Origin of the sequence: Arthrobacter echini, from assembly GCF_008107445.1 — a bacterium.
In the GTDB taxonomy this organism is placed as follows: Bacteria; Actinomycetota; Actinomycetes; order Actinomycetales; family Micrococcaceae; genus Arthrobacter_D; species Arthrobacter_D echini_A.
Window position 1 is genome coordinate 435,391 of record NZ_VSLD01000001.1, and the last position, 22,326, is coordinate 457,716.

At 68.8% G+C, this 22,326-nt stretch carries 15 protein-coding genes; 10 read left to right on the top strand and 5 right to left on the bottom strand.

The window, feature by feature from the left end; genetic code table 11:
* The first annotated feature begins 34 nt into the window (after nt 1-34).
* The 3 genes from FQ377_RS02030 (at nt 35) to purM (ending at nt 3,895) form a co-directional block, all read left to right on the top strand.
* A complete protein-coding gene (locus tag FQ377_RS02030) occupies nt 35-1,144 on the top strand; it encodes an EAL domain-containing protein (RefSeq protein ID WP_148599567.1) in 1,110 nt (369 codons plus the stop codon).
* Between the two features lie 82 nt (nt 1,145-1,226).
* A complete protein-coding gene (purF, locus tag FQ377_RS02035; protein WP_148599568.1) occupies nt 1,227-2,786 on the top strand; it encodes an amidophosphoribosyltransferase in 1,560 nt (519 codons plus the stop codon).
* Nucleotides 2,783-3,895, top strand: coding sequence for a phosphoribosylformylglycinamidine cyclo-ligase (gene purM, locus FQ377_RS02040; RefSeq protein ID WP_148599569.1), 1,113 nt, complete (start codon nt 2,783-2,785; stop codon nt 3,893-3,895). The genes purF and purM overlap by 4 nt, the downstream gene beginning before the upstream one ends.
* A 184-nt stretch (nt 3,896-4,079) precedes the next feature.
* Here the strand turns inward: purM and FQ377_RS02045 are convergent, their stop codons facing one another.
* Nucleotides 4,080-4,313, bottom strand: coding sequence for a DUF3073 domain-containing protein (locus tag FQ377_RS02045; protein WP_148599570.1), 234 nt, complete (start codon nt 4,311-4,313; stop codon nt 4,080-4,082).
* 299 nt (nt 4,314-4,612) lie between these two features.
* Here FQ377_RS02045 and FQ377_RS02050 point away from each other — a divergent pair, with 299 nt between their 5' ends.
* Nucleotides 4,613-5,314, top strand: coding sequence for a hypothetical protein (locus FQ377_RS02050; protein WP_148599571.1), 702 nt, complete (start codon nt 4,613-4,615; stop codon nt 5,312-5,314).
* Nucleotides 5,315-5,355: 41 nt separating this feature from the next.
* On the opposite strand, the gene clpB is transcribed toward FQ377_RS02050, so the two are convergent.
* The gene (gene clpB, locus FQ377_RS02055) at nt 5,356-7,971 is read right to left on the bottom strand and encodes an ATP-dependent chaperone ClpB (RefSeq protein WP_148599572.1); all 2,616 of its coding nucleotides are present in this window, start codon (nt 7,969-7,971) and stop codon (nt 5,356-5,358) included.
* Nucleotides 7,972-8,371: 400 nt separating this feature from the next.
* Between clpB and betT the strand changes: the two genes are divergently transcribed.
* The 5 genes from betT (at nt 8,372) to FQ377_RS02080 (ending at nt 17,311) form a co-directional block, all read left to right on the top strand.
* Nucleotides 8,372-10,516 carry a choline BCCT transporter BetT gene (gene betT, locus FQ377_RS02060; protein WP_148599573.1) on the top strand — a complete coding sequence of 715 codons (2,145 nt, stop codon included), beginning with the start codon at nt 8,372-8,374 and terminating at the stop codon, nt 10,514-10,516.
* A complete protein-coding gene (locus FQ377_RS02065; protein ID WP_187393224.1) occupies nt 10,513-12,018 on the top strand; it encodes an aldehyde dehydrogenase family protein in 1,506 nt (501 codons plus the stop codon). Before betT ends, FQ377_RS02065 begins: the two co-directional genes overlap by 4 nt.
* The gene (locus FQ377_RS02070) at nt 12,015-13,640 is read left to right on the top strand and encodes a GMC family oxidoreductase (RefSeq protein ID WP_148599574.1); all 1,626 of its coding nucleotides are present in this window, start codon (nt 12,015-12,017) and stop codon (nt 13,638-13,640) included. Before FQ377_RS02065 ends, FQ377_RS02070 begins: the two co-directional genes overlap by 4 nt.
* An 81-nt stretch (nt 13,641-13,721) precedes the next feature.
* A complete protein-coding gene (locus FQ377_RS02075; RefSeq protein WP_262364212.1) occupies nt 13,722-15,698 on the top strand; it encodes a penicillin-binding transpeptidase domain-containing protein in 1,977 nt (658 codons plus the stop codon).
* 131 nt (nt 15,699-15,829) lie between these two features.
* Nucleotides 15,830-17,311, top strand: a complete 1,482-nt coding sequence (locus tag FQ377_RS02080; RefSeq protein ID WP_148599576.1) for a flotillin family protein — start codon at nt 15,830-15,832, stop codon at nt 17,309-17,311.
* A 454-nt stretch (nt 17,312-17,765) separates the two neighbouring features.
* On the opposite strand, the gene FQ377_RS02085 is transcribed toward FQ377_RS02080, so the two are convergent.
* The 3 genes from FQ377_RS02085 to FQ377_RS02095 form a co-directional block, all read right to left on the bottom strand.
* Nucleotides 17,766-18,257 carry a hypothetical protein gene (locus FQ377_RS02085; RefSeq protein ID WP_148599577.1) on the bottom strand — a complete coding sequence of 164 codons (492 nt, stop codon included), beginning with the start codon at nt 18,255-18,257 and terminating at the stop codon, nt 17,766-17,768.
* A 632-nt stretch (nt 18,258-18,889) separates the two neighbouring features.
* The gene (locus tag FQ377_RS02090; protein WP_148599578.1) at nt 18,890-19,288 is read right to left on the bottom strand and encodes a YccF domain-containing protein; all 399 of its coding nucleotides are present in this window, start codon (nt 19,286-19,288) and stop codon (nt 18,890-18,892) included.
* A gap of 138 nt (nt 19,289-19,426) precedes the next feature.
* The gene (locus FQ377_RS02095; protein ID WP_148599579.1) at nt 19,427-21,097 is read right to left on the bottom strand and encodes a DEAD/DEAH box helicase; all 1,671 of its coding nucleotides are present in this window, start codon (nt 21,095-21,097) and stop codon (nt 19,427-19,429) included.
* Between the two features lie 311 nt (nt 21,098-21,408).
* Here FQ377_RS02095 and trmB point away from each other — a divergent pair, with 311 nt between their 5' ends.
* Nucleotides 21,409-22,287 (top strand): tRNA (guanosine(46)-N7)-methyltransferase TrmB, encoded by an 879-nt coding sequence (gene trmB / locus FQ377_RS02100; protein ID WP_148599580.1) that lies wholly within the window; start codon nt 21,409-21,411, stop codon nt 22,285-22,287.
* The last annotated feature ends 39 nt before the right edge of the window (nt 22,288-22,326 follow it).

Consider the following 22,326-nt stretch of genomic DNA (forward strand, 5'->3'; position numbering starts at 1 on the left):
TCCCAGCGGCGCTACCGGAAGCGACGACCCGAGGGTGCACGAGGACATCGAGCTCCTCAGGGCCTGTACCGGCGAGGGTGTCACCTCCGCGTACCAGCCGATCATCAGCACCGGTAACGGCACGATCGTCGGCTACGAGGCCCTCGTCCGTTTCCCCGGCTACGAGGAGAAGAACCCCGAGGCCTGGTTCTCCCGGGCGCGCCGCGCAGGCTGCGACGCGCAACTCGAGGCCGTCGCGCTCCGGCGCGCGTTCGAGCACCGCGCTTCCCTTCCCGGTAACTGCTTCATGACCGTCAACGTCTCGCCCCACCTGCTCGTGTCACCGGAGATCCGCAGCGTGTGGGCGGACCAGGGCTCACTCGGCGGTGTGATGGTAGAGCTCACCGAACAGACCCCGATCGACTCCTATCTTGAGCTGGAGCCGCACCTGAACGCCCTGAAGTCCGCGGGTGCGCTCATCGCCATCGACGACGCCGGCTCCGGCTATGCGGGACTGCAGCATCTGCTCGCCCTGCGCCCGGCGATGATCAAGATGGACCGGGAACTCGTCCGCGACATCGACACCGACGAGGCGAAGCGGGCACTGCTGGAGATGCTCGGCCTGTTCGCGAGCCGGGTGGACGCATGGATCCTCGCGGAGGGCATCGAGCGCGTCGAGGAACTCGACGTGATCGCCGGCCTCGGGGTGCCGCTCGTCCAGGGCTACCTGCTCGGTAGGCCCGCGCCGCCCTGGTCCTCACTCGACCCGGATCTCGCCCTGCGACTCGCCACCCGACCGGACCCCGCGAGCGGCCACCTGGTGCGCGGAATCCTCGAGCATGCACCGACGGCGTCGTCCCACGAGGCGGCCGCGGCCCTTTTCGCCGAGGGGGCGCACCTCACCGATGTCGTCCTCCTCGACGGCCGGCGGCCGGTCACGATCCTGTCCGAGGAGGCCGCCTACCTGGGCCTGGTGACCGCCGGGCTGATCGTCAATGTGGACACACCCGTCGACGAGGCGCTGTCGCGGTCGATCACCAGGGACCCGACGTCGCGCTTCACTCCCCTGCTCGTGAGCGACAACGCAGGTAGGTACGTGGGGATCGCCCGCATGGAGCGGCTCATCGGGGCGCTCGCCGGAGAGACCCGCGCCGCCCTGCCCTGATCTGCCGGGGCGCGGTCACCACCACGCGCCCCGGCGGTCGGCACCACGCGGCTCGCAGCGGGCGGCGTGAGAGAATGGCCGCATGGTGCGCGGCGACGGACAGCTATCCCACGATCTTCTCCCCAACGAAAAAGGACCGCAGGACGCCTGCGGTGTCTTCGGCGTCTGGGCGCCCGGCGAGGAGGTCGCCAAGCTCGCCTACTACGGGCTGTACGCGCTGCAGCACCGCGGTCAGGAATCGGCGGGTATAGCGACCAGCGACGGCCGCCGCATCAATGTGTACAAGGACATGGGCCTGGTGTCCCAGGTCTTCGACGAACCGACGTTGAACACGCTCAAAGGGCACATCGCCGTCGGGCACTGCCGCTACTCCACCACCGGGTCCTCGCTGTGGGCCAACGCCCAGCCCACACTCGGCGCCACCGCCGCCGGCACGGTGGCCCTCGCGCACAACGGCAATCTGACCAACTCCGCCGAGCTCTACGAGATGGTGCTGGCCCGGCACGGGAAGCCCCGCGCCGGGGAACTGGCCCAGGGCAACACCACCGACACCGCGCTGGTGACCGCGCTGCTCGGCGGCGACGACGACCGCTCACTCGAGCAGACGGCGCTGGAGCTCCTGCCCGCCATCCACGGCGCGTTCTGCTTCGTCTTCATGGACGAGGGCACGCTGTACGCTGCACGGGATCCCCACGGTGTCCGCCCGCTCGTCCTGGGCCGGCTGGAACGCGGCTGGGTGGTCGCCTCCGAGCAGGCCGCCCTCGCGACCGTGGGCGCGAGTTTCATCCGCGAGATCGAACCCGGGGAGTTCATCGCGATCGACGAGGACGGCGTACGCAGCAGCCGCTTCGCCCCGCAGACGTCCGCGGGCTGCGTCTTCGAGTATGTGTACCTTGCCAGGCCCGACGCCGCGATCGCCGGACGCTCGGTGTACGAGGCGCGCGTGGAGATGGGCCGCCAGCTGGCGCGCGAGAACTCGGAGGTGGGGGACATCGTGATCCCGGTCCCCGAGTCCGGCACCCCGGCAGCGGTCGGCTTCGCCGAGGAGTCCGGCATCCCCTTCGCCCACGGCTTCGTGAAGAACGCCTATGTGGGACGCACCTTCATCCAGCCCAGCGAGACCCTGCGCCAGCTCGGCATCCGGCTGAAGCTCAACGCGCTCGAGTCCGTGATCCGCGGCAAGCGCATCATCGTGGTGGACGATTCGATCGTCCGCGGGAACACCCAGCGCGCTGTGGTGCGGATGCTGCGCGAGGCCGGCGCCGCGGAGGTCCATGTGAAGATCTCCTCACCTCCGGTGCGCTGGCCCTGTTTCTACGGCATCGATTTCGCCTCGCGGGCGGAACTGATCGCCAATGGTGCCGCGGTGGAGGAGATCACGGCCTCCATCCGTGCCGACAGCCTCGCCTACATCTCCGAGGACGGCATGATCGATGCCACCCAGCAACCACGCGAGCGCCTGTGCACTGCCTGCTTCACCGGGAAATACCCCATCCCGCTGGCCGACGACGACCGCCGGGGCAAAGAATTCCTCGAGCGCGTGAACCCCGCCGACAAGATCGGCGCAACGGGCTGCGACCCGGGACCGGGTGCCGAGCTGGAAGTGCTGCTGACCGACGACGACAAGAAGGAACGGGTATGAGTTCGCCGAACCCCATCACCTACGCAGGCGCAGGTGTGGACGTCGAGGCCGGCGACCGCGCCGTCGAACTCATGAAGGACGCGGTCCGCGCGACGCACGGCGACGACGTCCTCGGCGGGGTGGGCGGCTTCGCCGGACTCTTCGACGTCTCCCGCCTCCTCACCTACACGCGGCCCCTCCTGGCGACGTCAACCGACGGTGTGGGCACGAAGGTGGCGATCGCCCAGGCCTTGGACATCCATGACACCATCGGTCTCGATCTCGTGGGCATGGTGGTCGACGACATCGTGGTGGTCGGTGCCGAGCCGCTCTTCATGACCGACTACATCGCGTGCGGGAAGGTGGTCCCCGAGCGCATCGCCGATATTGTCCGCGGCATAGCGGCCGGCTGTTCCCTGGCCGGCACCGCACTCGTGGGAGGGGAGACAGCAGAGCATCCCGGTTTGCTCGGCGTCGACGAGTACGACGTCGCGGGCGCAGCGACCGGCGTCGTCGAGGCTGCGCACGTCCTCGGGCCCGAACGCGTGCAGAAGGACGACGTGGTGATCGGCATGGCGTCCTCGGGCCTGCATTCCAATGGCTACTCCCTCGTCCGGCGGGTCATGGACCGGGCCGGCTGGTCCCTCGAACGCCAGGTCCCCGAGCTGGGCCGGACCCTGGGTGAGGAGCTCCTGGAGCCCACCCGCATCTATGCCGCGCACTGCCTGGCCCTGGCTCGTGACGACGCGGCGCAGGTCCACGGTTACAGCCACGTGACGGGCGGCGGCCTGGCCGCAAATCTGGCGCGGGTCCTGCCGCGCGGCCTCGAAGCCACCGTGGATCGCTCCACCTGGGCATTGCCGCCCGTCTTCTCCCTCGTCTCAGGACTCGGCGACGTGCCGCTCCCGGATCTGGAGCGCACGCTCAACCTCGGGGTGGGGATGGTGGCGATCGTCGGCGTCGCCGGGGCGGATGCCGCCGTGGCCCGGCTCAATGCGGCGGGCGTGCCCTCGTGGGTGATGGGAAGCGTCGGTACCCCTGCAGGCGGGGCCACCGAGGGGCCGGACTACGTGCAGGGCGCCAAGGGCGTGGACGGCGGGTCGGTACGCCTCGTCGGGGCGTACGCCTGACCCAGCAGAACGTTCCACCTGGAGACCTCCTCCCCCGGGAGAAGGTCGTGACCGCAGGGGCGGTCAGGTTCCGGGCCGGCCGGCGACCCGAGCCAATAGCTCGAAGGCCACGTGCCTCGAGGCCCACGAAAGACAGCGCATCGCCCCTGTAGGCCGATGCGCCATGCGTGGATCGCGGGAGAACTCAGCCGGTGCGGCGGGCGCCGCTCTCCTCGCCGTCGTCGTCGTCGCCGTACTTGTCCGCGTACGCCGAATAGTCCGGCTCCTCCGGCTCGAAGGATTCGGGGCGCCGGGCAGCAGCACGACTCTCCTGATCCGTGAGCTCTCGCTGCAGTGCGGAATAGTCCGTGGCCGGGCTGAAGTACTTCATGTCCCGGGCCTGCTTGGTAGCTTTTGCCTTTTGACGGCCGCGCCCCATGGCGTGACCCCCTTTGTGCGTCGATCCGGAGGTGGTCACTGGGGCACGAGGCCCAAGGCTGCAGCGAGGCCCCGGAGTATTTGGTCGAATTGTCGTAAGTCTAGGTTACATGCTTTCACCATCCCCGAAATGCCGCCCGGATGCTCCCGGTACGCGACGCCGCACGGCCGCCCGGCATGCCCCCGCCGCCGGCATCCCGCCCCTTGCGGGCACCCGGCCGGATGAACTTGGATGGAGTGCCGGCAGGTCGGGGCAACCAGCCCTCGAGCCACCGGAGATCCGAGGAGACAGGGGCCACCATGAGCACCGAGGGGCAGATCCCAGACGATCGGGGGGCGGCGCCGGAGAACGTTCCCGTGCCGGCGGCGACGACCGACGACCCCCGGACCGACGATGCGGGCGCCGACGGCGGATTCGCGACCGACGACGCGCCCACCCGGCTGGACCCCGAGCTGTCGGTGGCACGCGACACCATCGACCTGTCCGAACCCGATCTCGCACCCGCCGAGATCACTCCCGAGGTGGCCGACGCCGCCTCGCTCGATGCCGCTGCGGCCGAGGCACGCGCCGTCGCCGCCCAGGCGGAGGAGGCGAGTTCGCTCGTGGGGGGCCCGATGCCGCGGAACGCGCCGGTTGCCCGCGCCTCCCGCGACGGGACCGCGCCCGCCGGGGCAGTAGTGGAAGACGGGCCGGGCACGTCCCCGACTCCTGGCGAAAGCTCGGACGGGAGCGCGTACCAGGGGGACCACGACGCGCCCACCGGGCGGCCCATCGCCGCTGGGGAGCGATCGGGCGACCGACCGGACGAGGAGGAGCGGGCCACAAGGGACGAGCCCCGCACCCGGAGCATTGCACTCCCGCTGCTGCTGGTCATCGGAGCGGTCGTGGTGCTCGTCGGCCTGCTGATCTGGCTCGTCGCTTCCCTCGTGAGCGGTCTGGGCCCCGCCGATGCGGCACCCCAGGACCACCCGGCTCCGGTGTCGGTCCTCGTCCACGCGTGACGCGAGGGGAACCGATCCGGTTCCCCCCGCGCCGTGCCGTCCTACGTGCGGTCGGCCGCCCGCACCGAGAGTCCGCCCGCGTCGATCGCCTCCGGGTCCGGCTCCGGCCGGTCGACGACGACGGTGTCGCCCTCGACGATGTCCCCAGAGAGGATTCCCCTGGCCAGCCGGTCACCGATCTCCCGCTGCACGAGCCTGCGGAGCGGCCGGGCCCCGTAGGCCGGATCGAATCCCGTCAGGGCCAGCCATTCGCTCGCCGCGGCACTGACGTCGAGTTCGAGCCGCCGATCCCGCAGCCGCTCCCCCAGCAGTCCCACCTGCAGGTCCACGATCCGCGAGAGCTCCTCGAGATCCAGCGGATCGAAGATCACGACGTCGTCGAGCCGGTTGAGGAACTCGGGCCGGAAGTTCGCATTGACGGCGGACATCACGGCGGCGCGCTTCGTGGCCTCGTCGAGCGAGGAGTCCACGAGGAACTGGGAGCCGAGATTGGAGGTCAGCACGAGGATGACATTGCGGAAGTCGACCGTCCGTCCCTGGCCGTCGGTGAGGCGACCGTCGTCGAGCACCTGCAGGAGCAGGTCGAAGACCTCCGGATGGGCCTTCTCCACCTCGTCGAGCAGCACCACACTGTACGGCCGGCGGCGCACCGCCTCGGTGAGCTGTCCGCCCTCCTCGTAGCCCACGTAACCCGGAGGAGCGCCGACGAGGCGCGCCACGGAGTGCTTCTCCGAGTACTCCGACATGTCGATCCGCACCATGGCGCGCTCGTCGTCGAACAGGAAGTCCGCGAGCGCCTTGGCCAGCTCGGTCTTGCCCACGCCCGTGGGGCCCAGGAAGAGGAAGGAACCGGTGGGTCGGTCGGGGTCGGAGACGCCCGCCCTGGCACGGCGGACGGCGTCGGACACCGCGGTGACTGCTCGCCGCTGGCCGATCAGCCGCGCACCGATCCTGTCCTCCATCTGCAGGAGCTTCTGGCTCTCGCCCTGCAGCATGCGCCCGGCGGGAATGCCGGTCCATGCGGAGATGACCTCGGCAATGTCGTGTGCGGTGACCTCTTCGGCCACCATCAGCTCGTGGGGGTCGACCGTCTGCTCCTCGGCGGCCTGCGCCTCGCGGAGTTCGCGCTCGAGGCCCGGGATCTGCCCGTAGAGGATGCGCGACGCCGTCTCGAGATCGCCCTCCCGCTGGGCGCGGTCGGCCTGGGACCGGAGCTCGTCGAGCGAGGCCTTCAGCTCGCCCACACGGTTCAGGCCGGCCTTCTCGGCCTCCCACCGAGCATTCAGGCCGTCCAGGTCCTCCTGACGGTCTGCCATCTCGGCGCGCAGTGCCTCCAGCCGTTCTACAGAGGCCTCGTCCTTCTCCCTGGACAGCGCCATCTCCTCCATGCGCATCCGCTCGAGCGACCGGCGCAGCTCGTCGATCTCGACCGGGGCGGAGTCGATCTCCATCCGCAGGCGCGACGCGGCCTCATCCACGAGGTCGATCGCCTTGTCGGGCAGCTGCCGCCCCGGGATGTACCGCTGGGAGAGGGTCGCCGCAGCCACCAGGGCCGAATCCGCGATGGAGACCTTGTGGTGCGCCTCGTAGCGTTGCTTCAGACCACGGAGAATTCCGATCGTGTCCGGCACGGAGGGCTCACCCACATACACCTGCTGGAATCTGCGCTCGAGGGCAGGGTCCTTCTCGACATTCTCGCGGTACTCGTCCAGCGTCGTCGCACCGATGAGGCGGAGCTCGCCACGGGCGAGCATGGGCTTGAGCATGTTCCCGGCGTCCATGGAGCCCTCGGAGGCACCGGCGCCGACCACCGTGTGGAGCTCGTCGATGAAGGTGACGACCTGGCCGTCGGAGGCACGGATCTCCTCGAGCACGGCCTTCAGCCGCTCCTCGAACTCACCCCGGTACTTGGCGCCGGCAATCATGGCTCCGAGATCGAGGCTGATGAGCCTCTTTCCGCGGAGCGACTCGGGCACGTCACCGGCCACCATGCGCTGGGCAAGACCTTCGACGACGGCGGTCTTGCCCACCCCGGGTTCACCGATGAGCACGGGGTTGTTCTTGGTGCGGCGACTGAGCACCTGCACCACGCGCCGGATCTCGTTGTCCCGCCCGATCACGGGGTCGAGCCTGCCGCTGCGGGCCACCTCGGTGAGATCCACCCCGAATTTCTCCAGCGCCTGGAAGGTGTTCTCCGGATCGGGCGAGTTCACGTGCCGGTCGCCGCGGATTCCGGGCAGGGCTGCGGCGAGGGCGTCGCGCGTGAGATCGACGCTGCGCAGGATCCCGCCCGCCGCACCCTCGTCCGCCGCGAGCGCCAGCAGCAGGTGCTCGGTGGAGACGAACTGGTCCCCGAGGGTCTCCGCCTCCTGCTTGGCCGTGGTCACCACCTGCAGGGCCTGGCGGGAGAACTGGGGCTGCGCCACGGACGATCCCGACGACGCCGGCAGCGCCTTGATGGCCGAACTGGCCCGCACGCTGACCATGTCGGGGTCTGCACCGGCCGCCCTCAGCAGTGCGACGGCGATTCCCTCCCGCTGGTCCGTCAGCGCCTTGAGGAAGTGTGGCGTGTCGATCTGCGCGTTGCCCGCAGTCGAGGCGTTCGTCGCTGCGGCTGAGAGCACCTCGCGGCTCTTGGTGGTGAAATTCGTGTCCATGAGTGGTTCCTTCCTCAACCCTGTGTGTCGTCCGACCAGTACCTTGAGTCTACCCGACTCAACTCTGGACGAGGTCGCTTCGACCGACTGAGCCGTGGAGATCCGTGTCACGGCGCGAACCCGCCCTCGTCGGGTCCACCCCGATGCCTGCCAGGGGCACCGGCGTACAATGAAGTGCTCGCGGCATCCAGAATCCCGTGCCACCCGGGCCCGCCATACGCGAGGAATGCCGGACCTGCCGGACCTGGATGCCCCGGCCTCGATAGGCGGCATGTCCCTGGCGTGTGAGTTCCCGACACAGCGCTCCTGCGGCCGGCCTGCGCGCCGCCCGGCTCACGATTGCCCCGGTTCGATCAGCACGATCACCACCGCTCGGGTGGTTTCCAACGAGAGGAACGACATGAGTCAGAGCACCGACGCTCCGCCCACGGCCGATGCAGGAGGTGCCGCCGCGGAGACCGGCAGCACGGCCGAACCGCAGACCCGGGTCAACTGGACCGTCTTCATCGGCTCGGCCGTCGGCATCCTTGCCATCGCCACCTGGGCCATCATCGACACCGCCGGCGCGGAGGCGGTCATCGGATCCCTGGTCACCTGGGTCTCCACCAATATGGGGTGGTACTACTTCCTCGTGGTCACGCTCGTCGTGATCTTCGTGCTGGTGATCGCGCTGACGCGGGTGGGATCGACCAAACTGGGCCCCGATCACTCCAAGCCCCAGTTCAATCTCTTCACCTGGGCGTCCATGCTCTTCGCTGCCGGCATCGGTATCGACCTGATGTTCTTCAGCGTCTCCGAACCCGTGACGCAGTACCTCGCTCCTCCGCAGGGCGATGGCGCCACCGCGGAGGCTGCCCGGCAGGCACTCGTCCTCACCCTGTTCCACTACGGCATCACCGGATGGGCGCTCTATGCGCTCATGGGACTCGCGCTGGGCTACTTCGCGTACCGGCACAATCTCCCCCTGAGCATCCGCAGTGCCCTCTACCCCATCTTCGGCAAGAAGATCGACGGCCCACTCGGCCACGGCGTGGACATCGCGGCCCTGCTCGGCACCATCTTCGGCATCGCCACCTCCCTCGGGATCGGCGTCGTCCAGCTCAACTACGGGCTGAAGCTGATGTTCGGACTGCCGGAGAACCAGTCCGTGCAGATCGGCCTGATCGTCGTCGCCGTGGTCATGGCCACCGCGTCCACGCTCTCCGGCGTCGAGAAGGGCATCCGGCGGCTGGCGGAACTGAATGTCATCCTCGCCCTGGGACTCATGGTCTTCATCCTCGTGAACGGCAGGACCGCCTTCATGCTCGATGGCATCATCCAGAACACCGGAGACGTGCTCAGCCGCTTCCCCGGCATGACGCTGGACACCTTCGCCTACGACCGTCCAGGGGACTGGCTGCAGGGCTGGACGCTCTTCTTCTGGGCCTGGTGGATCGCCTGGGCACCCTTCGTGGGCCTGTTCCTCGCGCGGATCTCCCGCGGGCGCACCATCCGCCAGTTCATCCTGGGCACGCTCATGGTGCCGTTCGCCTTCATCCTGCTGTTCATCTCCATCTTCGGCAACAGCGCACTGGACATCGTCATGAACGGCAATGCCGCCTTCGGGGAGGTCGCGATGGCCCAGCCCGAACGGGCGTTCTACGGCCTGCTCGAGCAGTACCCGGCCGCGCCACTGATCATCGGCATCGCCACGTTCACGGGCCTGCTGTTCTACGTGACGTCCGCGGACTCCGGAGCCCTGGTCATGGCCAACTTCACGAGCCACCTCAAGGACGCCAGTTCCGACGGCGCCAAGTGGCTGCGCGTCTTCTGGGCGGCCGTCACCGGCCTGCTGACCCTCGCCATGCTGACCGTAGGCGGCGTCACCACGCTGCAGAACGCCACGATCATCATGGGCCTGCCGCTGTCCATCCTGCTGCTGTTCATCATGCTCGGGCTCTACCGGGCCCTGCGGATCGAGAACTCCCTGACCGACAGCTACCGTGCAAGCCTGCCGGGCATCATCTCGGGGCGTAGCGCGGAGGGCACGGCGAGCCGCAATTGGAAGCAGCGGCTCACCCGTGCCATGAGCTATCCCGGCCCGCGGCAGGCGAACCGCTTCGTGGACGAGGTCGCGCTGCCCGCCCTGCAGGAGGTGCACGACGAACTCCAGGCCCAGGGCGCCGACGTCACCCTCGGCACCGCGGTGGTGGAGACCTGCGGCATCCGGCACGTGGACCTCCACGTGGGACTCGGCGGCGAGCGTTCCTTCAAGTACCAGATCTACCCGGTCCAGTACGAGACGCCGTCCTACGCACCCGGCAACGCCGCCCTGGACCCGAAGTACTACCGCATGGAGGTCTTCTCCCTGGAGGGCAGCCACAGCTACGACCTCGCCGGGTACAGCAAGGAGCAGGTCATCACCGACGTCCTCGACCACTACGAGACCCACCTCGAATTCCTGCACCTGAACCGGTCCGAGCCCGGCAATACGGCCCTGATCGACGATCAGACCACCAAGGACAACTGGGAATCCGATTTCCCCCTCCAGGAGGAGACAAAGTGACCACGCAGAACCCACCGGCAACACTGTTCATCGACGGCGCCTGGGTGCCGGCATCGGACGGCAAGACACGCACCATCAGCTGTCCCGCCGACGGCTCGTTCGTCGCCGAGGTGTCCGAGGGCACGCGCGAGGACGCGGAGCGGGCCATCGCCGCCGCACGGCGCGCCTTCGACGGCGGTGCCTGGGCATCCGTCCCGGCACCCCAGCGCGGGGACTTCCTGCTCAGGGTGGCCGCCGAGCTGCGCGCCAGGAAGGACGAGTTCGCCCGCGCCGAGACGATGGACACCGGCAAGCGACTCGTGGAGAGCGAGATCGACATGGACGATATTGCCGACTGCTTCGAGTACTTCGGGAAACTCGCCGGCCAGAACGCCGGGCGGATCGTCGACGCCGACAATCCCGGCGTGGTGAGCCGTATCTCGTACGAGCCCGTGGGGGTCTGCGCGCTCATCTCCCCCTGGAACTACCCCCTGCTGCAGGCGGCATGGAAGATCGCACCGGCCATCGGCGCCGGGTGCTCCTTCGTCCTCAAGCCCAGCGAGCTCACGCCGTCGACCGCCATCCTCATGATGGATGTGCTCGAACGCCTCGGACTCCCCCAGGGCGTGGCGAATCTGGTCCTCGGCCCGGGAGCCGTGGTGGGCGCTCCGCTCTCGGAGAGCCCCGACGTGGACATGGTCTCCTTCACCGGCGGCCTCGAGACCGGCCGCATCATCGCGGCCTCGGCGGCCGGGACGGTGAAGAAGGTGGCGCTGGAACTCGGCGGGAAGAACCCGAACATCATCTTCGCCGACGCGGACTTCGACGCCGCCCTGGACAACGCCCTCAACGGCGCCTTCGTGCACTCCGGCCAGGTGTGCTCCGCCGGAGCCCGGCTCCTCGTCGAGGAACCCATCGCGGAACGCTTCGTCGACGAGCTCGTCCGGCGTGCCGGGCAGATCCGGCTCGGCGGCCCCTTCGACCCCGAGAGCGAGACCGGACCGCTGATCTCCGCCGCGCATCGCGACAAGGTCACCGCCTACGTCCGGAAAGGCGTCGAGGAAGGCGCCCGTGTACGCTGCGGCGGTGCCTGGGGTGAGGGCGACCTCGAGCAGGGCTTCTACTACACCCCGACCGTCCTGGACCGCGTGACGCGTGGGTCCTCCGTGCTCGTCGACGAGGCGTTCGGTCCCGTGGTCACGGTAGAGACGTTCAACGGCGAGGACGAGGCCGTGGAACTGGGCAACGACACCCACTACGGCCTTGCCGGAGCCGTCTGGAGCCAGGACGCCGGGAAGGGCCAGCGCGTCGCAGCCCGCCTGCGCCACGGCACCATCTGGATCAACGACTTCCACCCCTACCTGCCGCAGGCCGAGTGGGGCGGCTACGGGCAGTCCGGCGTGGGCCGTGAACTCGGCCCCACGGGCTTCTCCGAGTACCAGGAGGCCAAGCACATCTACCACAACATCGACCCCGCCGTCACCGGCTGGTTCGACGCGCGGATCGAGGAGGAATCAGCATGAGCACGCCCGAGGAGCAGATCAAGAAGACGACCTTCGACTACATCGTGGTGGGCGGCGGTTCCGCGGGCGCCGCGGTTGCATCGCGGCTGAGCGAGGACGCCGACGTCGAGGTGGCACTCATCGAGGCCGGCCCGGACGACCGCGGCAAGGAGGTGATCCTCCGCCTGGACCGGTGGATGGAGCTCCTCGAGTCGGGGTACGACTGGGACTACCCGATCGAGGCCCAGGAGAACGGGAACTCCTTCATGCGCCATGCGCGCGCGAAGGTCATGGGCGGCTGCTCGAGCCACAACTCCTGCATCGCGTTCTGGGCGCCGCGGGAGGACATCGACGAGTGGGAGCAGCGTTTCGGTGCCACCGGCTGGAACGCGGAGATGGCCTACGAGCTGTACCGCCGGCTGGAGAGCAACGAGGACGCCGGCCCCGATGCACCGCACCACGGTGACAGCGGCCCCGTCCACCTCATGAACATCCCGGCGCACGATCCCTCCGGGCAGGCTCTGCTCGACGCCTGCGAGCAGGCGGGCATCCCCCGCACGGCGTTCAACACCGGTGAGACCGTCATCAACGGGGCGGGCCTGTTCCAGATCAACCGCCAGGCGGACGGCACCCGGGCGTCGTCCTCCGTCTCCTACATCCACCCGATCGCGGACCGGCCCAACTTCACGCTCCTCACGGATCTGCGGGCACGCGCGCTGCGCATCGACGAGGACAACACCTGCACCGGCGTCGACGTCGTGGACGGGGCCTTCGGACGCACCCGGGCCCTGACCGCGCGGCACGAGGTGATCGTGTCCGCCGGCGCCATCGACACCCCGAAGCTGCTCATGCTCTCGGGTATCGGCCCGGCCGAGCACCTCCGCCAGAACGGTGTCGCCGTGCGCGTCGACTCCCCCGGCGTGGGCGAGCACCTGCAGGACCACCCGGAGGGCGTCATCCAGTGGGAAGCGAAGCAGCCCATGACGGAGACCTCCACCCAGTGGTGGGAGATCGGCATCTTCACCACCACGGAGGACGGCCTGGAGCGGCCCGATCTGATGTTCCACTACGGCTCGGTGCCCTTCGACATGCACACCCTCCGCCAGGGCTACCCGACCACCGAGAACGGCTTCTGCCTCACCCCGAATGTCACGCATGCCCGCTCGCGCGGCACGGTCCGGCTGCGCAGCAGCGACTTCCGGGACAAGCCACTCGTGGATCCGCGCTATTTCACGGATCCGCACGACATGCGCGTGATGATCGCCGGCATCAGGACGGCGCGCGAGATCGTGGCCCAGCCCGCCATGGCAGCGTGGGCGGGCGAGGAACTGTACCCGGGCGCCGAGGTGCAGACCGACGAGCAGATCCGGGACTACATCACGAAGACGCACAACACGGTCTACCACCCGGCCGGCTCCGTCAGGATGGGCGCGGCGGACGATACGATGTCACCCCTCGACCCCGAGCTGCGGGTCAAAGGCATCACCAGGCTGCGCGTCGCGGATGCCTCCGTGATGCCCACGCTGACCACGGTGAACCCGAACATCACGGTCATGATGATCGGCGAGCGGTGCGCGGATCTCGTCAAGCAGGCGCGAGCAGCATCGACGCAGGACCGGTCCGTGGGCGCGACTGCGTCCTGAGCAGCGGCACGCGATCCCCCGTCACCGCACACCGCGTGCCGTGACGGGGGATCGCGTGCTTCCTCGTACATAATGAGCCGCATGGGGAAACTCCACCGCGCCACCACGTGCCTGACCGTTGCTGCCCTCGCCCTCAGCCTGACCTCATGCACCGATGATCGCCCCACCGCGGCGGACGCCGCCGGGACGCTCGCCGCGGGACTCGCCCAGCTCGACGTCGGGCAGTCCGCCTTCTCCTCCGGGGAGGCGGCGGAGGTCACCGCCGAGCTCGCGGCGATCACCGAGGGCTTCACGCCCGCGCCACCGCGGGTGACGGTCGGCGGGGTCGAGGAGACCGGCGAGGACACGGCGACGGCCACCCTGGACTACGTCTGGGATGTCGATGCCTCTGACAGGGACTGGACCTACAGCACGACGGCGGAGCTCACCCGCGTGGACGACGCCTGGCAGACCGCGTGGAAGCCCGGCGTCTTCGTGGAGGGTCTGCTGCCCGACGAGAAGCTCGCCCTGACGAGCACGCCGGCCGCCCGCGGCGACATCACGGGCGCGGACGGCGAGGTGATCGTCACGGAACGGCCCGTGCTTCGCGTGGGCATCGACAAGACGCAGGTCCCCGAGCCGAATCGGGCAACCTCCGCACGAGCACTGGCTGAGCTGCTCGAGGTCGATCCCGAGGCATACGCGGACCAGGTGGCCGCCGCGGGGGAAGAGGCCTTCGTCGTCGCCCTCGTGGTGCGCGACGACGCCGACCGGACCGTGACCGACGCGCAGATCAGCGCCATCGAGGGCGCTCTCGGCCAGCCCGGCACGCTCGAACTCGGGCCCACACGCACCTTCGCCCGGGAACTGCTCGGCAGCGTCGGCGAGGCCACCGAGGAACTTGTGGAGCGCTCCGACGGTGCCCTCGAAGCAGGCGACATCACCGGTCTGAGTGGCCTGCAGCTCCAGCACGACGCGCAGCTCGCGGGCACCCCGGGGCTGGAGGTCGACGCCATCACTGCCGGTACGGCGGCGAGCACGCAGCGCCTCTTCAGCAGTGCACCCGTGGCCGGCACGGATCTGGCCACGACCCTCGATCCTCGCCTGCAGGCCCTGGGCGAACAGGTCCTGGCGGACGAACCCTCGGCATCCGCCGTCGTGGCCCTCCGACCCAGCACCGGGGAGATCCTCGCGGCCGCCAACGGCCCGGGCAGCGACGGACTGCAGACCGCGCTCCTCGGCCAGTACCCGCCCGGCTCCACCTTCAAGATCGCCACGACCCTCGCGCTCCTGCGGAACGGCTTCACACCCGATACGCCCACGAAGTGCACCGAGGAGGTGACCGTGGACGGCCGGAGGTTCAACAACGCCAGCACCTACCCCGAGCAGTTCATCGGCACCATCCCGCTGCTGGAAACCTTCGCGCAGTCCTGCAACACAGGGTTCATCGCCGCCCGTGACGAGGTCACCCAGGCCGACCTCGCCACCGCCGCCGCGGATCTCGGGATCGGCATCCCCGCGAGCATCGGCACACCCGCCTTCTTCGGCGCCGTACCCTCCGACGCGGAAGGGACAGCGCACGCCGCCACCATGATCGGCCAGGGCGAGGTCCTCGTGTCCCCCCTGTCCCTGGCCACCCTGGCGGCCTCGGTCGGAGCCGGATCCCGGGTCACGCCCACCCTCCTCGCAACCACCGAGACCGCCGAGTCCGCCGGGCCCGACGCCGGCAGTACGGGCAGCGGTCCCACCAGCCCCGCGACGGCGTCACCCGACGCCGCACCCTCCACGGAGGCGGTGCCGAGTTCGTTCACCCGGGCCGAGTCCGGGACGCTGAAGACACTCATGGGCGCCGTCGTCGAGCAGGGCGGCGCGCAGCTCCTGCAGGATGTCCCGGGTGACCCGGTCCTGGCCAAGACCGGCACGGCCGAGTTCGGCAGCGAGAAGCCGCCGCGCACCCACGCGTGGGTCGTCGCGCTGCAGGGAGATCTCGCCGTCGCCGTGTTCGTCGAGGAGGGCGAGCTGGGTTCCACCTCGGGCGGGCCGCTCATGCAGGCCTTCCTGAGGGGTGCAGCATCCTGACCGGCACCCTGCCGCGGAGGGTTCTCCACATCGAGGACGCAGGAGGTCGGAGCACAGCTCATCATCCAGTAGCTTGACCATTCTCCGGCCCCCGCCGGCCGGAGCAAACGAAGACCGTTGAAAGGCTCGCAGTGGATCTCACGTTCATCCCGCTCATCATCGGCGCGGCAGTGTTGCTCGTCGTCGTCATCGTCGCCATCGTCCTCGCCCGCATGGCCCTGCACATCGCCAGCCCCGACCAGGCCCTGATCATCTCGTCCCGGGACAGCAAGGGCCAGCCGGATCCGGACAGCCAGCGCGTGGTCTTCGGCCGCATCTTCATCAACCCGTTCGCCCAACGCGCCTACCCGCTCTCCCTCGCCTCCCGGCAGGTGTCCCTGCGCATCGAGGGCATCTCCAAGAACGGCATCAAGCTCCACCTCACGGGCGTGGCCCAGGTCAAGGTGGGAGGCGACGCCGACTCGGTCCGGAAGGCGGCCCAGCGCTTCCTCAACCAGCAGGACGCCATCGACCACTACACGCAGGAGACCCTCTCCGGCTCGCTGCGCTCCATCGTGGGCACCCTCACCGTCGAGTCGATCATCCGCGACCGCGCCACCTTCGCCAAGAGCGTGAAGGAGGAGGCCGAGCACTCCATGCACAACCAGGGTCTGGAGATCGACACCTTCCAGATCCAGTCGGTGGACGACGACTCCGGGTACCTGAAGAACCTCGGGCGACCCGAAGCGGCCCTCGCCGAGCGCAACGCGAAGATCGCCGAGGCCCGCTCCATGCAGGAGTCCGAGCAGGCCCGTGCCCTCTCCGACGAGCAGGTGGCGCTCGCCCAGCAGCAGCTGATCATCAAGCGTGCGGAGCTCAAGGAGGAGGCCGATGCCCGGCAGGCCCGCGCCGATGCCTCGGGACCCCTGGCCCAGGCCGAGCAGCAGGAGCAGGTGATCATCCGCGAGCAGCAGGTGGCCCAGCGACGCGCGGAACTGCGCGAGCGCGAGCTCGACACCGAGGTACGCAAGCCGGCCGACGCGGAGAAGTACCGCCTCATCCAGCAGGCCGACGCCAAGCTCGAGGAGCGACGCCGGGGCTCGGAAGCCACGGAGATCGAGGCCACGGTGGACCTCGCCCGCCGCAAACTGGTCGCCGAGGGCGATCGCGTGGCAGCAGAGGCCGACGCCGCGGCAAACACCGCACGTGGCACGGCAGAGGCCGCCATCAACGAGGCCAAGGGCCGCGCCGACGCCGCCGTCATCGCCTCCCGTGGTGACGCCGAGGCAGGCTCCGCCGAAGCGCGGGGCAAGGCGGAGGCCGCGGGTATCGCCGCGCAGGCGGAGGCCTACGAGAAGTTCAACCAGGCAGCCATCCTCTCGAAGGTGCTCGAGGTCCTGCCGGCGATGGCCCGCGAGATCGCGGCGCCCATGTCGGCCATCGACACCATGACGGTGGTCTCCACCGACGGCGCGAGCCAGCTGAGCAGGAACGTCACGAACGGCGTCCAGCAGACCTCACAGCTGGTCAAGGACACCACAGGGCTCGACATCATCGCCCTGCTGGGAGATCTCCTCAGGAACGCGGCCGAACCCGGTCCGAGGAGCTCGGGTAACCCCACCGGTTCCGAGTAGTCCGGCCTCGGCAGAGGTGGCAGTCCCAACTCTGTCGAGGCACCACGGTCAGATCCGGCCCAGCGGAAAGACCGCGGGATGGCCGAGGTCGCCCGCCGCTCCGCGTTCCCGAGGAGCAGGGCGGCAGCAGCGTCAGAAGTCTCATCCTCTCGTGTGCGGGTGCCGTGTTTTCCACAGCACCCTTGCAGGACAACTCTTGAGCGGCTTGGAGGCGTCATCGCGGCGCCTCCGGTCGCTGATGGTCCTACAGTGGTGACGCAAAGCGAGGGCGTCCAGGACCCGGGGTGCAGGCAGGTCGAAGGTGATCGTGGCAGCGCCAACAGCCGCCGACATGGGTTTAGGCTCGTGGCTCCTGCCCACGATGAATGCGTGGTGACACTGATCTCAGCAGGGCCACGAGCTCCTTACTAGCCAGGACACGAGCTCCGTTCCCCACGACCCGCTATGAACCCCTTCACCGGAACGTCCACGAAGAGCCAGCACCCGGGTCTAAGAGCCAGCTTGCGAAAGCAGCGAGGGAAAAGAGAATGACGCTACCGCACAACAGCATGTGTCCACGTGCGAGGTCTTTGGCGGCGGCCTTGGCACGACCGTAGAATCGTTTGGCGTCGTGGGGAACGCGGTAGTCACGTGTGCGGGTGTCGAGGCGGTAGGGTCCGTTCGCTGCTCGCAGTATGAACCACGTGCTGAGCAGCGCCAGAAGCAACGCCAGGATTACCAGACCCGAGATGAAGTACAACTGCGCACCCTTGAACGAGGTCATCCACCCCTTGTCTGACCGCAGCGCCAAAGAAACAACAATTATGGCCACCAGAGACGCAGACCCGATTCTCCACCCCTCGGCTCTCTTGCGTACCTCGGCCAGCAAGGCCGCGGCTTGGACCGAGTCAAGCTCGAACGCAGGATCGTTCTCTCTTCCCCGGTGCTTCTTCTCAGCGATCGTCACGGTTGACAGAGGCTCACCGGCAGGGTTCGAGACTGCGGACGAGCCTGAGCGGGGATCTGCCGTTTTGCTCGCCTCTCCATGGTGACGCCACCGGCCAGCAGCTGCCCCCACTCCTGCTATCAGCGCTGCAGCGGCCGCTTTCGTGACGAGGCCGAATGTCACGCTGCCGTCACTGCCAGGACTGCCGCTCATGATCCGGGCCGCAGGGTGAGCGAGGGCTACTCGTCCGCGACGGGCAATCCGAGCATGACCTTCTGAGCCTCTGCGAGGGAGTATCACCACCCACGACTCCGACTGATTTTCATTCTGCCTGGCGGCTCGGTTGCGGTCCACCGCCGCCCGGGCAGCCGCGTCGGCGTCGGCTCTGGCGCGCGCCGTCGAGTGTCCACGACCACGGTTCCTGTCGTAGCTCGAAACCCAACTCATGTGAGCTCCTTCGTGCGTCCGCATATTGACCTACATATCAGCGGGACCTCATTAGAAGTCGCGACGGCGGAATCTGTCAACAGGCTGCACCGCCGACCACCTGCGCCATGTGCCCTTCATTTGCTGCGATCGGTACTTCAACGGGCCGGTCACACCGTCATCAGCGGTCGATTTTGCTGCCTCTCCGGTGGGTGCCCGACGTCGCGTCAGCGGACCATGGGCAGGTACGACGACGAGGGGACGATCACCTTGCCCAGCGGGGCCAGCGAGACCGGGATGAGCTTGAGATTGGCGATACCCAGCGGGATGCCGATGATGCTGACGAACATGGGGATGGCCGTCAGCACATGGCCGATGGCGATCCAGATGCCGGCGACGAGCAGCCAGATCACGTTGCCGATCGTGGAGAAGGCACCCAGCGCTCCGCCCCTGCTGATCACGGTCTGGCCGAACGGCCACAGCGCGTACACACCGATCCTGAACGAGGCGATGCCGAACGGGATGGTCACGATCAGCACGCAGCAGAGGATCCCCGCCGCGAAGTAACCCAAGGCCAGCCAGATGCCGCCGAACAGGAGCCAGATGATGTTCAGGAGTGCATTCATGCGCCCATTCTCCCGCACGGCGTCCGGCACTGCACCTGCACCATCGCTCGACCACTACCACGGCCCCTGACGGACGGACGGAAGTCCCCCACCCATGATCGGGCAGGGGACTTCCGGGATGCTCGGACGCCGTTCCCGCTAGCGCGGACGGCGCTCGTTGGAGGCCGGGGCGCTCGCCCTGCGTGTCCCGCCGGAGCGCCGCGCGCCTTCGGAGCGGGGAGCCGATGTCGAGCTGCCCCGTCCCTGAGCTGCGGGTGCTCCTGCTGCCGGACGGCGCACCGCATCGCCCACGCGCTGCCCGGAGGCGGGGCGTCGGCTGCGCGACGACGTCTCCGACGTCGTGCGTGGCTCGGCGGCACGGCCGCGCGAGCCGCCCGACGAGGATCCTGACCCGGCGTCGGAGCCGAAGCGCGGTGCCTGCGGCTGGTCCTTGCGGCGCTCGGCGCGATTGCCCTGCGTCGACGGGGACTCCGCGGCAACACGCCCGCGCCCGCCCCTGCCGCCGCGTCCACCGGCAGCCGGGGCTGCGGTACCGCGGCGAGCGCGCTTGCGCTGGGCGTTGGCCCCGGTGGAGTTCCCCTCGCCGCGCGTCGTCTCCCGTGAGGCGAGCAGTGCCGCGCGGGTGCGGGGGTCGATCTTCTCGGCCATGTCGCCCACCAGCGAGAGCACGTGCGGCGAAGTGGCCTTGACGGTCTCGAACGCGACGTCCACGCCGGCCGCCTTCATGAGCTTGTGCACCTCGGACTTCTGCTCGGGCAGCGTGATCGTGACCACCGTGCCCGAGGAGCCGGCGCGGGCGGTACGCCCGGAACGGTGCAGGTATGCCTTGTGCTCCGTGGGCGGGTCCACATGCACCACGAGCTCGACGTCGTCCACGTGCACGCCGCGCGCTGCGACATCGGTGGCCACCAGCACGCGGACGTCGCCGGAGGAGAACTCGGCCAGATTCCTGTCGCGGGCGTTCTGCGACAGGTTCCCGTGCAGGTCGACGGCCGGGATGCCGGCGTCGGTGAGGGTCTTGGCGAGCTTGCGTGCGTGGTGCTTGGTGCGCATGAACAGCAGTCGCTTCCCGGTCCCAGAGGCCAGCTGGACGATCAGCTGCTTCTTCTGGGTCTGGTCACCGATCAGCAGGACATGGTGCTCCATGGTGGTGACCGAGGCCTGGGGGTCGTCGACGGAGTGCGTGACGGGCTTGGTCATGTAGCGGTTGACGATCTTGTCCACGCCGTTGTCCAGTGTCGCCGAGAACAGCAGGCGCTGACCGTCGGCGGGTGTGGTGTCGAGCAGCTTCTTGACCACCGGCAGGAAGCCGAGGTCGGCCATGTGGTCGGCCTCGTCGAGGACGGTGATCTCGACGGACTCGAGCGTGATGAGCTTCTGGCGCATCAGGTCCTCGAGGCGGCCGGGGCAGGCGATCACGATGTCGACGCCGGCGCGCAGTGCCTTCTCCTGGCGCTGCTGCGAAACACCGCCGTAGATCACCGTGGTCTTCAGCCCCAGCTCGTTGGCGAGCGGCTCCACGGTCGCGTTGATCTGGGTGGCGAGCTCGCGGGTCGGCGCCAGGATGAGAGCCAGGGGGCGTCCGGGCTTGCGGCGGTACGCAGCCTCCTGCTCGGACAGGCGGGTCACCATCGGCAGGGCGAAGGCCAGGGTCTTGCCCGAGCCGGTGCGGCCGCGTCCGAGGACGTCCTTGCCGGCCATGGAGTCCGTCAGGGACTTGACCTGGATGGGGAATGGTTCGGTGATCCCCTGAGCGGCGAGATTCTCGACCAGCGTCTTGGGCACACCGAGGGCAGCAAAAGTAGTCATAAAAAGCTATGGGCTTTCTTCTCATCTTCCCCGGCACCGGTTGGGACCGGGGTTCGCCGAAGAAAAGTCAGACAGTGTCCACCGCGCCTGCTCGGAGAGCCGGGTACGGGACAAAAGAATGCGTTCATCGACGCAGGCTGCGCGAGGAGCTGGTGGAGATGTCCACCGTGCGCAGGCAAGTGGTTCAATCCTAGCAGCAGGCCTGCCCGCAGCCCGCATCGGCGCCTGGTCCTTCCTGGGCCTCTGCTGTCCGCGCCCGGCCGGTGGTCCCCATACGGGGGCACCAGGACCTGCCGGTAGCCTTGACCGTGATGGAACCACCGACCCAGATCCCCGACCAGCCGTTCCGCACGCAGCCCGTGTCCTTCGTGCGGCGAGGCTCCCGACTCCAGGGCCGGCGCCGGGAAGCCTGGGAGGAACTGGCCGAGGACTTCCTCCTCGACGTGCCGCGCGTCCACGGCGCCGACACCTCGGTGGCGCCGGGTTTCGTCCTCGACATCGACGCCGCCTTCAGTCGATCCGCGCCCCTGATCATCGAGGTCGGTTCGGGCCTCGGTGAGGCGGTGGCGTCCGCCGCGACACTCGATCCGGACCGGAACTACCTGGCGCTGGAGGTCTACCGTCCGGGTCTGGCCCAGACCATGCTGCGGATCAGCCAGGAGGAGCTCACCAACGTGCGGACCAGCCAGGTCAATGCGGCCGAGGCATTCGCCGGCATGATCCCGGAGTCCTCTGCGGTGGAGGTGTGGACCTTCTTCCCGGACCCGTGGCACAAGACCCGCCACCACAAGCGCAGACTCGTCAAGGAGGACTACGTGGAGCTGGTGGCACGGGTCCTGCAGCCCGGTGGCGTGTTCCGGCTCGCCACCGACTGGTCCAGCTACGCGGTGCAGATGCGCGCCGTCCTCGATGCGAGCGGACACTTCGAGAATCTGCACGACGGCGAACGCTCCGGTGCTCGGAGCCCGCTGACCCAGGTGTGGGAGAGCGGTGTGGAGACCGTGGTGGGAGGCGCACCCGTCCGGGAGGGCAAGGACCCGGTCAGCACGGGCAACACGGGGATCAACGAGGGGATCGACACCCTCGGAGGCTGGGCCCCGCGCTTCGACGGCCGGATCCCCACGAGCTTCGAGAACAAGGCCCTGACCGCGGGGCGGATGGTCTTCGACCTCGCCTACCGCCGCCGCTGAAGCGATGGCACCCGCAGTTCCTCCGATGATGCTGCCCGC

Bases quoted from the DNA above. Each gene is read 5' to 3' on its own strand.
- FQ377_RS02050 (WP_148599571.1), top strand. From the start codon at position 4,613: ATGAGCACCGAGGGGCAGATCCCAGACGATCGGGGGGCGGCGCCGGAG.
- purF (WP_148599568.1), top strand. From the start codon at position 1,227: ATGGTGCGCGGCGACGGACAGCTATCCCACGATCTTCTCCCCAACGAA.
- FQ377_RS02045 (WP_148599570.1), bottom strand. From the start codon at position 4,313: ATGGGGCGCGGCCGTCAAAAGGCAAAAGCTACCAAGCAGGCCCGGGAC.
- purM (WP_148599569.1), top strand. From the start codon at position 2,783: ATGAGTTCGCCGAACCCCATCACCTACGCAGGCGCAGGTGTGGACGTC.
- FQ377_RS02075 (WP_262364212.1), top strand. From the start codon at position 13,722: ATGGGGAAACTCCACCGCGCCACCACGTGCCTGACCGTTGCTGCCCTC.
- trmB (WP_148599580.1), top strand. From the start codon at position 21,409: ATGGAACCACCGACCCAGATCCCCGACCAGCCGTTCCGCACGCAGCCC.
- FQ377_RS02070 (WP_148599574.1), top strand. From the start codon at position 12,015: ATGAGCACGCCCGAGGAGCAGATCAAGAAGACGACCTTCGACTACATC.
- FQ377_RS02090 (WP_148599578.1), bottom strand. From the start codon at position 19,288: ATGAATGCACTCCTGAACATCATCTGGCTCCTGTTCGGCGGCATCTGG.
- clpB (WP_148599572.1), bottom strand. From the start codon at position 7,971: ATGGACACGAATTTCACCACCAAGAGCCGCGAGGTGCTCTCAGCCGCA.
- betT (WP_148599573.1), top strand. From the start codon at position 8,372: ATGAGTCAGAGCACCGACGCTCCGCCCACGGCCGATGCAGGAGGTGCC.
- FQ377_RS02095 (WP_148599579.1), bottom strand. From the start codon at position 21,097: ATGACTACTTTTGCTGCCCTCGGTGTGCCCAAGACGCTGGTCGAGAAT.